Source organism: Comamonas sp. FUJ_7, from assembly GCF_057369555.1.
Genome location: NZ_JBXXZI010000013.1, coordinates 49,435 through 61,374, shown reverse-complemented (window position 1 = coordinate 61,374; position 11,940 = coordinate 49,435). Strand labels below are relative to the sequence as shown.

The 11,940-nt window shown below is 59.4% G+C and carries 12 protein-coding genes; 7 read left to right on the top strand and 5 right to left on the bottom strand.

What is annotated here, in order from left to right; all coding sequences use genetic code 11:
- The first annotated feature begins 113 nt into the window (after positions 1-113).
- On the top strand, positions 114-1,151 hold the full coding sequence (locus AC2I9W_RS16330; RefSeq protein WP_486410978.1) for a recombination-associated protein RdgC: 1,038 nt from the start codon (positions 114-116) through the stop codon (positions 1,149-1,151).
- Positions 1,152-1,326: 175 nt separating this feature from the next.
- On the opposite strand, the gene AC2I9W_RS16325 is transcribed toward AC2I9W_RS16330, so the two are convergent.
- The 3 genes from AC2I9W_RS16325 to AC2I9W_RS16315 all read right to left on the bottom strand — a co-directional run bounded on the left by AC2I9W_RS16325 (position 1,327) and on the right by AC2I9W_RS16315 (position 3,474).
- Entirely contained in the window at positions 1,327-2,514 is a 1,188-nt protein-coding gene (locus AC2I9W_RS16325) for an acetyl-CoA C-acyltransferase family protein (protein ID WP_486410977.1), read from the bottom strand.
- A 228-nt stretch (positions 2,515-2,742) separates the two neighbouring features.
- Positions 2,743-3,204 (bottom strand): Cu(I)-responsive transcriptional regulator, encoded by a 462-nt coding sequence (gene cueR / locus AC2I9W_RS16320; protein ID WP_486410976.1) that lies wholly within the window; start codon positions 3,202-3,204, stop codon positions 2,743-2,745.
- 75 nt (positions 3,205-3,279) lie between these two features.
- A complete protein-coding gene (locus AC2I9W_RS16315; protein WP_486410975.1) occupies positions 3,280-3,474 on the bottom strand; it encodes a heavy-metal-associated domain-containing protein in 195 nt (64 codons plus the stop codon).
- A 269-nt stretch (positions 3,475-3,743) separates the two neighbouring features.
- Here AC2I9W_RS16315 and AC2I9W_RS16310 point away from each other — a divergent pair, with 269 nt between their 5' ends.
- The gene (locus AC2I9W_RS16310; RefSeq protein ID WP_486410974.1) at positions 3,744-5,432 is read left to right on the top strand and encodes a methyl-accepting chemotaxis protein; all 1,689 of its coding nucleotides are present in this window, start codon (positions 3,744-3,746) and stop codon (positions 5,430-5,432) included.
- Positions 5,433-5,524: 92 nt separating this feature from the next.
- Here AC2I9W_RS16310 and gstA read toward each other — a convergent pair whose 3' ends face one another.
- Both gstA and AC2I9W_RS16300 read right to left on the bottom strand, forming a co-directional pair.
- Positions 5,525-6,133 carry a glutathione transferase GstA gene (gstA, locus tag AC2I9W_RS16305; protein ID WP_486410973.1) on the bottom strand — a complete coding sequence of 203 codons (609 nt, stop codon included), beginning with the start codon at positions 6,131-6,133 and terminating at the stop codon, positions 5,525-5,527.
- 109 nt (positions 6,134-6,242) lie between these two features.
- Positions 6,243-6,818, bottom strand: coding sequence for an NADPH-dependent FMN reductase (locus AC2I9W_RS16300; protein ID WP_486410972.1), 576 nt, complete (start codon positions 6,816-6,818; stop codon positions 6,243-6,245).
- Positions 6,819-7,084: 266 nt separating this feature from the next.
- Between AC2I9W_RS16300 and mnmG the strand changes: the two genes are divergently transcribed.
- From mnmG to AC2I9W_RS16275, 5 genes are all read left to right on the top strand, one after another.
- Entirely contained in the window at positions 7,085-9,049 is a 1,965-nt protein-coding gene (gene mnmG / locus AC2I9W_RS16295) for a tRNA uridine-5-carboxymethylaminomethyl(34) synthesis enzyme MnmG (protein WP_486410971.1), read from the top strand.
- Positions 9,046-9,705 (top strand): 16S rRNA (guanine(527)-N(7))-methyltransferase RsmG, encoded by a 660-nt coding sequence (gene rsmG / locus AC2I9W_RS16290; protein ID WP_486410970.1) that lies wholly within the window; start codon positions 9,046-9,048, stop codon positions 9,703-9,705. The genes mnmG and rsmG overlap by 4 nt, the downstream gene beginning before the upstream one ends.
- Positions 9,706-9,930: 225 nt before the next feature.
- Positions 9,931-10,542, top strand: coding sequence for a LysE family translocator (locus tag AC2I9W_RS16285; RefSeq protein ID WP_486410969.1), 612 nt, complete (start codon positions 9,931-9,933; stop codon positions 10,540-10,542).
- A 12-nt stretch (positions 10,543-10,554) separates the two neighbouring features.
- Positions 10,555-11,325 (top strand): ParA family protein, encoded by a 771-nt coding sequence (locus AC2I9W_RS16280; protein WP_486410968.1) that lies wholly within the window; start codon positions 10,555-10,557, stop codon positions 11,323-11,325.
- A gap of 52 nt (positions 11,326-11,377) precedes the next feature.
- On the top strand, positions 11,378-11,926 hold the full coding sequence (locus AC2I9W_RS16275; RefSeq protein WP_486410967.1) for an RBBP9/YdeN family alpha/beta hydrolase: 549 nt from the start codon (positions 11,378-11,380) through the stop codon (positions 11,924-11,926).
- Positions 11,927-11,940 lie beyond the last annotated feature (14 nt).

Here is an 11,940-nt window from a genome sequence, read left to right as displayed (position 1 = left end):
GTGGCTGCAGCTGCGCAACAATGCATGCATGGGCTGCGTTGGCAGCCGCTTTTTTTCGCGTGATTTCAACGTTGAAATTCGCAGGTCGACTGAAGATTTAGCAAAGGTTTTTGATGTTCAAGAACATGATTGTTTATCGCATTGCCGAAGGCTGGCAGGGCGATCTGCAGGTGCTGGAAGATGCGCTGCAAAAGACGGTATTTGCCGAGTGCGGTGCCACGCAGGAGCGCTCTGTGGGCTGGGTTCCGCCGCGTGGCGAGCAGCACGGCCCGCTGGCCGAATCCGTGGCCGGGCAATGGGTGATGCGCTTCATGAGCGAGTCCAAGATGCTGCCCGCCAGCGTGCTCAACCGCAAGGTCAACGAAAAGGCCGAGCACATCGAAAAAACCGAAGGTCGCAAGCCCGGCAAGAAAGAGAAAAAGGAACTCAAGGACGAGGCCAAGCTGGACTTGTTGCCCATGGCGTTCACCAAGCAGGGCAGCATGTGGGTCTGGATCGATCCGCAGGCGCGTACCCTGGTGCTGGACACCAGCGCCCAGGGCCGTGCCGACGAGATCGTGACGCTGTTGGTGGAAGGACTGCCGGGCTTTGCGGTGGCGCTGGTCGACACCCAGACCAGCCCGCAGGCCGCCATGGCGCACTGGCTGATGACGCAGGAGCCGCCAGCGGGTTTTGCGATCGACCGCGAGTGCGAACTCAAGGCTGCGGACGAGTCCAAGGCCGTGGTGCGATATGCGCGCCACCCGCTCGATATCGACGAGGTGCGCCAGCATATCGAGCACGGCAAGCTGCCCACCAAGCTGGCCATGACCTGGGATGATCGCGTGAGCTTTGTGCTGACCGAAGGTCTGCAGATCAAGAAGATTGCGCTGCTGGATGCCGTGATGGACGGACAGTCGCAAGACGACGGTGGTTTTGATACCGATGTGACGATTGCCACGGGCGAGCTCTCGCGCCTGATCCCCGATCTGATCGAGGCGCTGGGTGGAGAAGGGCGCACGGGTCTGGGCGATGGCTTGCCCGCCTCTTTGCAGGCCGCTCCAGCGGCGGAAACCTTGCCAGTGCGACTGGCGCAGGGACGCAGCCAGGGCACGGTCACAGGGCCTGCGACGGCACCTGCGGATACTGCGCCGGAAGAAGCCCCGTTTTGAAGACTTTAAAAACAATAGCTGGTTGCGCTTGAGCATGAATGAACTCAGCATGTTTTGAGCCTGAAATGTAGATAAATCAGGCGCAAGCAGCTATTAAAAAAAGCCTGCTGGATGATTCCAGCAGGCTTTTTTGATGAGGGGCTCAAGCGGTTTGAACCGCTTGAAATTCAGCGTTTCAGACGCGCTCAAAAATCGCGGCAATGCCCTGGCCGCCGCCAATGCACATGGTCACCAGCGCATAGCGACCACCGGTGCGCTGCAGCTCGTACAGAGCCTTGGTGGTGATGATGGCGCCGGTGGCACCCACGGGGTGGCCCAGCGAGATGCCAGAGCCATTGGGGTTGACCTTGGCGGGGTCCAGGCCCAGCTCCTGGATCACAGCGCAGGCTTGGGCGGCGAAGGCTTCGTTGGCTTCGATCACGTCCATCTGCTCGATCTTAAGGCCGGTGCGGGCCAGCACTTTTTGCGTGGCTGGCACAGGGCCGATGCCCATGTACGCAGGTTCCACACCCGCGTGGGCATAGCCGACCAGGCGGGCCAGGGGTTTGGCGCCCGAGGACTTCAGGGCTTCGCCGCTCATCATCAGCACGGCGGCTGCGCCGTCGTTGATGCCGGAGGCATTGCCGGCTGTGACGGTGCCGCCTTCCTTCTTGAATGCGGGCTTCATGCCAGCCAGCGTATCCAGTGTGGTGGAGGCGCGCACATGCTCGTCTGTGTCGAAAACGATCACGCCCTTGCGGGTGGCGATTTCCACGGGAACGATTTGTTCCTTGAAGCGGCCCGCCTCAATGGCAGCCGCTGCGCGCTGCTGGCTGATGACGGCCAGCTCATCTTGCATGGTGCGGCTGATCTTGTAGCGCTCGGCCACGTTCTCGGCCGTGATGCCCATGTGCATTTTTTGCCAGGGGTCGTGCAGGATGCCCAGCATGTAGTCGATGCTCTTGGCGTCGCCCATGCGTGCGCCCCAGCGCGAAGCCTGGTCGAAGTAGGGGCCGCGGCTCATGGATTCGGAGCCGGCACCGATCGCCACTTCGCAGTCGCCTAAAGCGATGGATTGCGCAGCCGAGACGATGGCCTGCAGGCCCGAGCCGCACAGGCGGTTGACGTTGTAGGCCGGGGTTTCGATGGGGCAGCCGGCATCGACGGCAGCGACGCGGGACAGGTAGGCATCGCGTGTTTCTGTAGGGATGACATTGCCCATGACCACATGGCCCACGGTTTCGGCTGCAATTCCCGCGCGCTCGATAGCGGCCTTGACCACGGTGGTGGCCATCTGGGTGTTGGGAACGTCTTTAAGGCTGCCGCCGAAAGTACCAATGGCCGTACGAGCGGCGCTGACGACGAAGATGTCGCGTGTGTTCATGTCAACTGTCTCCTCCATTGCTGCTGCAATGGCTAATGATGAAATACAAGGATTCGGAGAAGAAAGACTCCCCCGGAATCCGGTGCATATTCTGCAGTATTTGTTGCACTGCAGCACGTCTCGCAGTTGACGATTTTGAGAGGCAGGGATGTTCCACGTGAAACGGCCTTCGATACATCTCCTGCAGGCGTTTGTGAGCGCCTTGTGACAGCGGCCGCTGGTGGCAGCTTATGGGCGCTCAGCCGAAGGCCGGGCATCTGCACTGGCCAGGTCGTCAAGAATGGGGCAGTCGGGGCGGTCATCGCCATGGCAGCACTGCACCAGGCTTTGCAGCGTGCGCTGCATGGACTGCATAGCGGCAATGCGCTCCGTCAGCGCGGTGATGTGTTTTTGGGCAATGGTCTTGACCTGGCTGCTGGCGCGGTCCTGGTTTTGCCAAAGTCCCAGCAAGGTGCCGATCTCTTCCATGGAGAAGCCCAGATCGCGTCCGCGGCGGATAAAGCGCAGCGTGTGCACGTCGGCCTCGGTGTACTGCCGATAGCCGCTATCCGTGCGATGCACAGGCGCCAGCAGGCCCAGCGACTCGTAGTGCCGAACCATGCGCGCAGAAACCCCGGCGCGGCGTGCCGCTTCACCGATGACAACAGGCCAGTTCTGAGCAGTTTTCAGCGTTGGGTGAGGGGTAGGCATGGTGACTTCCGAAAAATCGCGTCAGCGGCCTTCTGGTGTCTCCTGAGGGCTGCTGACGCTGGGGATGGGCCTGGATCAGGCGACCTTGTAGCCTTCTTCGGCAATGGCTGCTGCCACGGCTTCGCGGCTGGCGCTGGTTTCGACTTCCACACGATTGGCTGCGCGGTCAATCTTGACATGGGCTTGCGCGTCAACCGCTTGAATGGCGTTGGTGACGGCACGTTCGCAATGGCCGCAGGTCATGCCTTGAACTTCAAATGTTTGTTGCATGGATAGCTCCTTCAAAAGATGAGTCCGCCGGGATGGCAGCTCTCTGTGAGTGAATGCTCAACCCTAACATCATGACAAGGTCAAGCTTTTGACAAAACACGAAGCCAAACAGGGTTGATAAGTCGCAAATGCTGTCGATAAGAACTTGTCATATTGAAGAGCGCTGTGGTCTTGCTTCCAAGCTAAGCTACTTCAGATCTATTGACAATTTGAAACAATTTGAGGCTTCTGGCCCGACAATGCCAGTCATTCAACGTCGAGAGGGATTCATGAATCTGTTGGAAATGATGAGGGGCTTCACGATTCGCACGCGCATGCTGGGTGCCATTGGAGTGGTGATGCTGTTGCTGGCATTGCTGGGTGGGGCGGGAATGATGGGCATGCTCCGCATCCAGGGCATGAGCCAGGAGTTTGCAAACACGGCTTTTGTCCAGTCCGGTTACATGGCACAGCTGCGCATGGAGCTCGGTGGTATTCGCATCAGTGAAAAGGACATGGTCATCCAGTATGAAAAGCCTGAAGAAGTGCGCAAGGCTTATCAGCAGTGGGGCATGTTCATCGACAAATCCAAACAGACGCTGGGCAAGTTTGTGACAGGTGCTGATGCTCAGAACGCACAACTGGCCACAAGCATCATTGGCCATGTCGATAACTATCGAAAGTTTTTTGAGCCGGTGGCGCGCCAGCTCGAAGCGGGAGGCTATGACTCTGCCACCACGGCCAATCGCATGAGCGGCAAAGCCTTGGCTGAAGTGGTGGAGGCTGACAAGCTGCTGGCGCAGCTTGACGATTTGCTGCGCCAGCAGGCCGATTCTCTGGTCGCTGCCGAGCGCAATGTGGCAGGCCAGACTCGCTGGATGTTTGTGCTGGCCGTGATCTTGGCGCTGGTGGTGGTGATCCCGCTGACGCTATTGAACATGCTGTCCATCTGCCGCCCACTGGAGGTCGCCCGCCAGATGGCATTGACGATTGCCGGTGGCGATCTGTCACACCAGGCAGCGGTCAGTGGCAAGGATGAGCTGACGGATTTGCAGCAGGCACTCAAGCAAATGCAGCAGTCGTTGAGCAGTACGGTGGCTCAGGTTCGAGATGCCAGCGGAAGTATTGCCACTGCCAGCCAGGAGATTGCTACGGGCAATCAGGATTTGTCGGCGCGCACGGAGCAGACAGCCAGCAACTTGCAGGAAACCGTGGCCTCGCTGGCCCAGCTCACGGCAACGGTGCAGCAGACGGCGTCATCTTCGCAGCTGGCGAATCAGCTGGCATCTTCGGCATCCTCGACAGCGGTACAGGGCGGAGAAATCGTCGGTCAGGCCGTGCGCAGCATGGAGGAAATATCGGCCTCCAGCCGCAAGATCGGCGACATCATCGGCCTGATCGATTCCATTGCCTTCCAGACCAATATCCTGGCCCTGAATGCCGCTGTGGAAGCCGCGCGGGCAGGCGAGCAGGGCCGTGGTTTTGCGGTGGTGGCAGCCGAGGTGCGCAGCCTGGCTCAGCGTTCGGCACAGGCTGCCAGCGAGATCAAGTCACTGATCAACACCAGTGTGCAGACTGTGGATGTTGGTGCGCGTCAGGTGGGCAGTGCCGGCAAGGCGATGCAGGAAACGCTGGACAGCGCTCAGCGGGTGGGCGACATCATTCGCGAGATTACGGCCGCATCCAGCGAGCAGTCTCTGGGCATTGGTCAGGTCAATCAAGCAGTAGGTGATATTGATCGCATGACGCAGCAAAACGCTGCCTTGGTGGAAGAGTCTGCGGCGGCGGCTGAATCGCTGCGGGAACAGGCAGCAAGGCTGGCGCAACTGGTGCATCAGTTCAAGCTGGAGGAGGGCTCTGCCGCCTTTGGATTCAGGCACAGCTCCAGAGGCGTAACCCCACCGGGCATGGCTCCTTCGGCTCCAGGCTCAAGCGCCGCTTTGCCTGTGCAAAAGGCCCGGCTGCAGGAGCATGCCTGAAGCGAGCATCAATCGCTTGAATTGAACGGCGAATCAAGCACCCATAAAAAAGCTCGGCAGTGCCGAGCTTTTTCTTTATCCAGATAGGGCGTTTACTTCAGCAGGCCTTCTGCCTTCATCGCGGCCTGTACCGCAGGGCGACCCAGGATGCGCTCGCGGTAGGCCTGAATGTGCTTGAGCTCAGAAATATCGAGACCGACAAACTGGGCCCAGCCTGTGACCGTGAAGAAATAGGCATCTGCGACGGTGAACTGGTCACCCATCAGATAGGACTTGTTGGACAGCTGTGCGTTGACCCAGCCAAGGCGCTTGAGCAGGTTGCTTCGCAGCGTGGGTTTGAAGTCTTCCGGAGTTGCAGGGCTGAACAGGGGACTGAAGCCCTTGTGGACTTCGGTGCTGATGAAGTTCAGCCATTCCTGCAGGTGGTAGCGGCCAATCGTGCCATTGGCCGGAGCCAGGTTCTTTTCAGGAGCAAGGTCGGCCAGATACTGAACGATGGCCGGGCCTTCGTGCAGGCTGTCTCCGTCGTCGAGCACCAGAAAAGGCACGTAGCCCAGAGGATTGATGCTGTAGTAATCCGTTCCGTCCTGGAGCTTGTGGCTCTTGGTGCTGACCAGCACTGCTTCATACGGGAGGCCTGCTTCATGCAGCACGATGTGCGGAGACAGGGAGCAAGCGCCGGGGCTGTAGTAAAGCTTCATGGTGAGTGGCTCTCTATGCATTGAAAAGACAAGCGCTCATGCTAAACCGGTTGCTGCTGAAATGCATGCTTGCATGGCAGTAGTCCAGATCAAGGAGGCCTTTGCCGACCTATTGCAGGCGCTGCGCAGCCCAAAGAACCTGTTGCACCAAGACCTCCATGCCTTGCTGGTTGTGAGGACGTACCAAGTGACCCGATGCATCAAATGCCTCTGCCGCATGACCGACGGCATGGCTGCGCGGAGCGACCCAGCACTCCAGATTCAGCAGCAATGGTGCCAAGTGTGACTGGGCGCGCAGGCCTCCCATGCCGCCCGGAGAGGCGCTGGCCATGCCAACAACCTTGTTGCGAAATGGCAGAACGCCGTCGGACCACAGAGGATCGTTCTTGACAGGGCTGGAGGCCCAGTCAATGGCATTCTTGAGCAGGGCAGGGTAGCTGCCGTTGTACTCTGGGCAGCAGACGATCCAGGCGGCATGGTCATGCATAGCCTGTTTCAGGCGGACAACATCGGCAGGCGTTCCCTGAGCTTCGAGGTCGGCGTTGTAGAGTGGAATGTCATAGTCCGACAGTTCCAGCAAAGTTGGCTTTGCGCCCTGTTGCTCAGCCATGGAGGCTGCGACTTTGGCCAGCTTGCGGTTGTACGAGTCCTGGCGGGTACTGCCCGCAAAAATGAGAATCTTCATTTCATGGATTGCAGCACAGAGCATTTGCATTTTTCATGCATAGACGGGGCAATCAGGGCAAACATCTAGGCTTGCGGTTTGGCTCTGTTGTTTCACGTGAAACAACAAGCTCAACCCCTGACAAGGCATTGTTGGGCCAATGGTGGGAAAATTGTCGGTTCCCCGCAGGGCTGGACATGGAGCAAACACATGCCTGCCTGCCATGAGAGCCGAGGCATGGGTGCTTCGTGCAGGGACAAGGGCCGGGCATGGCCCGGAGCAAGAATATGTTGTACCCACAGGAATTTGATGTGATCGTGGTCGGTGGCGGCCACGCCGGCACCGAGGCTGCGCTGGCCGCTGCACGCATGGGCAGCAAGACACTGCTGCTGACCCACAATATCGAAACCCTGGGGCAGATGAGCTGCAACCCCAGTATCGGTGGCATTGGCAAGGGCCATCTGGTCAAGGAAGTGGACGCACTGGGCGGAGCGATGGCACTGGCCACCGACAAGGGCGGCATCCAGTTCCGTATCCTGAACAGCTCCAAAGGCCCAGCGGTACGTGCCACACGAGCACAGGCAGACCGTATTCTGTACAAGGCAGCGATTCGCGAGACGCTGGAGAACCAGCCCAACCTCTGGCTGTTCCAGCAGGCGGTGGATGACCTGATGGTAGAGGGCGACCGCGTGGTGGGCGCCGTCACCCAGGTGGGACTCAAGTTCCGCAGCCGCACTGTGGTGCTGACGGCCGGCACTTTCCTCGACGGCAAGATTCACGTGGGACTGAACAACTATGCAGCAGGCCGTGCGGGTGATCCTCCTGCTGTGAGTCTGTCCGCACGCCTGAAGGAACTCAAGCTGCCTCAGGGGCGTCTGAAGACCGGCACGCCTCCGCGTATCGATGGCCGCAGCATCGACTTCAGCCAGTGCGATGAGCAGCCCGGTGATGGCATGCCCGGTGGCGTGAACGAGGGTGAGGTGCCCGTGTTCAGCTTCATGGGCAACCGCGCCATGCACCCCAAGCAAATGCCTTGCTGGATCACGCATACCAATGCGCGCACGCACGAGATCATTCGCAGCGGCTTTGACCGCAGCCCCATGTTCACCGGCAAGATCGAGGGCGTGGGCCCGCGCTACTGCCCCAGCGTGGAAGACAAGATCAATCGCTTCGCCGACAAGGAAAGCCATCAGATCTTTCTGGAGCCAGAAGGTCTGACGACCAACGAGTTCTATCCCAACGGTATCTCGACCAGCCTGCCTTTCGATATCCAGTACGAACTGGTGCGCAGCATGAAGGGCATGGAGAACGCGCACATTCTGCGTCCCGGCTATGCCATCGAGTACGACTACTTTGACCCGCGATCGCTCAAGAGCAGCTTTGAGACCAAGCAGATTCAGGGGCTGTTCTTTGCGGGCCAGATCAATGGCACGACGGGCTATGAAGAAGCTGCGGCTCAAGGCTTGTTCGCGGGTCTGAACGCTGCACTGCAATGCCGTGGTGAAGGTCCGTGGCTGCCTCGTCGTGATGAGGCCTACCTGGGCGTGCTGGTTGATGATCTGATTACCAAGGGTGTAACCGAGCCTTACCGCATGTTCACCAGCCGTGCCGAGTTCCGCCTGCAGTTGCGTGAAGACAACGCCGATATGCGCCTGACGGAAGTGGGCCGCCAGATGGGTCTGGTGGATGATGCGCGCTGGGATTCCTTCAGTCGCAAGCGCGATGCTGTTTCACGTGAAACAGAGCGCCTCAAGTCCACCTGGGTCAACCCCCGCATCGTGGCTGCTGAAGAGGCGGAGCGTGTGCTGGGCAAGGCCATGGAGCGCGAGTACAACCTGTTCGACCTGCTGCGTCGCCCTGGTGTGGACTACGACAAGCTCATGAGCCTGAATGAAGGCAAGTACACATCGGCTGAAATGCAGCCCCAGGCCTTGGGTGAGCTCAGTGCGCCAGCGATTGAGCAGGTGGAGATTGCTGCCAAGTACTCGGGCTATATCGACCGGCAAAAAGATGAGGTGGAGCGTGCATCGCATATTGAGCGCTTGCGCATGCCTGCAGACTTTGACTACACCCAGGTCGCTGCGCTTTCTTTTGAGGTGCGCCAGATTCTGCAAAAGTACAAGCCCGAAACGTTGGGACAGGCATCGCGTATTTCGGGCGTCACGCCCGCTGCGATTTCGCTGCTCATGGTTCATCTGAAAAAGGGTGGCTTCAAGGGCTTCAGCGCTCAGAGTGAAGAGGCATCCGCATGAGTCAGGTTTTGCGTACCCAACTGGAGCAAGGCGTCCAGGCACTGAAGCTGGAGCTGAGCTCGGCGCAAATCGATTTGCTGATGTCCTTTATGGATCTGCTGCAAAAGTGGAACAAGGTATACAACCTGACATCGGTGCGTGACCCGCAGGAGATGCTGACCCATCACCTGCTCGATAGCCTGGCAGCCGTGCCTGCCTTGCTGCGCCATGTGAATACCTTGCCGCGAGAAGAGGGCAAGCGTCTGCCGTTGCTGGATGTGGGCTCGGGCGGTGGCTTGCCCGGTGTGGTGTTCGCCATCTGCTGCCCGCACGTCGATGTGAACTGTGTGGATACCGTGGGTAAGAAGGCCGCCTTTATTCAACAGGTCGCCGCGGCCTTGCGCCTGCCTAATCTGCGTGGCATCCACGACCGGGTGGAAAACCTCAAGACTCAGTATCCTGTTATCAGCTGCCGCGCTTTTGCATCGCTGCTGGATTTCACCACCTGGTCGCGCAAGGCACTGGCCGAGGGCGGAATCTGGTTTGCCATGAAGGGCAAGCACCCCGATGATGAGATCGCAGCCTTGCCTGCGGATGTGAAGGTGTTTCACGTGGAACCACTGCAAGTTCCCGGCCTGGATGCCGAGCGCTGCGTCATTTGGCTAAAACTGCAGTAACCCCCTGAGCGGCTTTGCCGCTTCCCCCTAGAAGGGGGACGACACCTTCGCCGCAGGGCGGCCTTTGCACGGTGTCTTCGACCTAGGCCGTAGGTGGGCGTGTCGGTGCCGCTGGCAACGGCGAAAAATGCTTTTTACACACCGTATCGGGCAACATCTGTGCAAGGCGGTGCGCCAGCCATGCCCCTCGCATAAACTTGCTGTTTTCCATCGCGCAGGGTTTGAATGTTTGGCATCTCTGATTACGGCGCTTTTGCGGCAGCCGTTACCGTCTTCTTGCTGATCCCCGGGCCAGGCAATCTGGCCTTGATTACCTCCACAGGCAAGGGCGGATGGAGGGCAGGCATCGCATGTTGCCTGGGGGTGATGGCGGCAGATCAGGCGTTGATGTGGCTGGCCGTTGCAGGCGTTGCCACGCTGCTGGCCACTTACCCGGCAGCCTTTCATGCTGTGCAATGGGTGGGGGCTGCCTACCTGGCCTGGCTGGGCTACAAGCTGCTAACAGCCAAGCCCGGTGATGCCCCGGCGATTGAAATTCAGCCGCGCCAGTATTTTCGTCAGGGTGCTTTGATCACACTGATGAACCCCAAGGCCATCGTTTTCTACATGGCTTTCTTCCCGATGTTCGTGAACCCCGCCAAGCATCAGGGGCTGATGACCTTTGGTGTGATGGCAGCCACCGTCGCCCTGATTACCTTGCTCTACAGCATAGTCGTCGTGGCTTTGACAACGGTGCTGGCCGAGCGCCTGCGTGCCAATCCGGCCGTGGTGAAGTGGCTGGAAAAAACAGCCGGAGTGTTTTTGATCGGTTTTGGCCTCAAGCTGGCCGTCAACTAAAAGAGAAGTTCAATGGCCAAAATTTTCTGTGTTGCCAATCAAAAGGGTGGAGTGGGCAAGACGACCACCACCGTCAATCTTGCTGCAGGTCTGGCCAAGGTCGGCCAGCGCGTGCTGTTGATTGACCTGGATCCGCAAGGCAACGCCACCATGGGCTCCGGCGTAGACAAGCGCGCGCTGGAACTGTCGGTCTACGACGTGCTGCTGGAGAATTCCAGCGTCAAAGAGGCGGCTGTGAAATCCGAGCAGGTCGGCTACGACGTGCTGGGTGCCAACCGCGAACTCTCGGGCGCGGAAATCGAGCTGGTTTCGCTGGAGCGCCGCAACGAGCGGCTCAAAGCGGCGCTGGCCGCAGTCAAGGATGACTATGACTTTGTGCTCATCGACTGCCCGCCTTCGCTGTCCATGCTGACGCTCAACGGTCTGTGCTGCGCCAATGGGGTGATCGTGCCCATGCAGTGCGAGTACTTCGCGCTCGAAGGCCTGACCGACCTGGTCAACACCATCAAGCAGGTGCATGCCAATATGAACCCTGACTTGCAAATCATCGGCTTGCTGCGCGTGATGTTCGATCCGCGCACCACACTGCAGCAACAGGTCAGCGATCAGCTCAAGGAACACTTTGGCGACAAGGTGTTCGATACCGTGATTCCGCGCAATGTGCGCCTGGCCGAGGCTCCAAGCTATGGCCTGCCCGGAGTGGTCTTCGATGCCTCGGCCAAGGGCAGCAAGGCCTTTGTTGAGTTTGCGCAGGAAATGGTCAAGCGCATCAAGAAAATATGAGTGTTTCACGTGAAACAGCATTCCAGCCCTTATCTGGCAAGCGTGAGCAGCTATGACATCTGATGCATTGAACCCTCAGGATGTCTGGCTGCTGCCGGGTTGGCAGAACTCCGATGCGAGCCACTGGCAAAGCTTGTGGCAGCAGCAGTATGGCTATCAGCGGCTCGAGCAGCACAACTGGCAGCATCCGCTGCGTGGCGACTGGAGCATTCAGCTGCAAGAGCTGGTGCTCGATGCGCCGCGCCCGGTGACGCTGGTCGCGCACAGCCTGGGCTGCGTGCTGGTGGCCTGGTGGGCGGCCCATGCGCCGGTAGCCAAGACCAAGGTGCGTGGTGCACTGCTGGTTGCGCCCGGTGACACGGAGCAGGAAAACCTGCGTGCCGTGCTGCCCGGCTGGTCGCCCGTGTTGCTGCAGTTGCTGCCCTTCCCGTCGATACTGGTGGGCAGCGAGAATGATCCGAACTGCTCTCTGGCCCGTGCGCAGGCCATGGCCGAGGGCTGGGGAAGCCGGTTTGTGAATGCTGGTGCTGCGGGCCATATCAATACGGCCAGCGGGCTGGGACTCTGGGATGCAGGGCATGAACTCCTGCTCACCCTTTAAGGAAAGAATTCAGC

Bases quoted from the DNA above. Each gene is read 5' to 3' on its own strand.
- AC2I9W_RS16330 (WP_486410978.1), top strand. From the start codon at position 114: ATGTTCAAGAACATGATTGTTTATCGCATTGCCGAAGGCTGGCAGGGC.
- AC2I9W_RS16325 (WP_486410977.1), bottom strand. From the start codon at position 2,514: ATGAACACACGCGACATCTTCGTCGTCAGCGCCGCTCGTACGGCCATT.
- cueR (WP_486410976.1), bottom strand. From the start codon at position 3,204: ATGCCTACCCCTCACCCAACGCTGAAAACTGCTCAGAACTGGCCTGTT.
- AC2I9W_RS16315 (WP_486410975.1), bottom strand. From the start codon at position 3,474: ATGCAACAAACATTTGAAGTTCAAGGCATGACCTGCGGCCATTGCGAA.
- AC2I9W_RS16310 (WP_486410974.1), top strand. From the start codon at position 3,744: ATGAATCTGTTGGAAATGATGAGGGGCTTCACGATTCGCACGCGCATG.
- gstA (WP_486410973.1), bottom strand. From the start codon at position 6,133: ATGAAGCTTTACTACAGCCCCGGCGCTTGCTCCCTGTCTCCGCACATC.
- AC2I9W_RS16300 (WP_486410972.1), bottom strand. From the start codon at position 6,818: ATGAAGATTCTCATTTTTGCGGGCAGTACCCGCCAGGACTCGTACAAC.
- mnmG (WP_486410971.1), top strand. From the start codon at position 7,085: ATGTTGTACCCACAGGAATTTGATGTGATCGTGGTCGGTGGCGGCCAC.
- rsmG (WP_486410970.1), top strand. From the start codon at position 9,046: ATGAGTCAGGTTTTGCGTACCCAACTGGAGCAAGGCGTCCAGGCACTG.
- AC2I9W_RS16285 (WP_486410969.1), top strand. From the start codon at position 9,931: ATGTTTGGCATCTCTGATTACGGCGCTTTTGCGGCAGCCGTTACCGTC.
- AC2I9W_RS16280 (WP_486410968.1), top strand. From the start codon at position 10,555: ATGGCCAAAATTTTCTGTGTTGCCAATCAAAAGGGTGGAGTGGGCAAG.
- AC2I9W_RS16275 (WP_486410967.1), top strand. From the start codon at position 11,378: ATGACATCTGATGCATTGAACCCTCAGGATGTCTGGCTGCTGCCGGGT.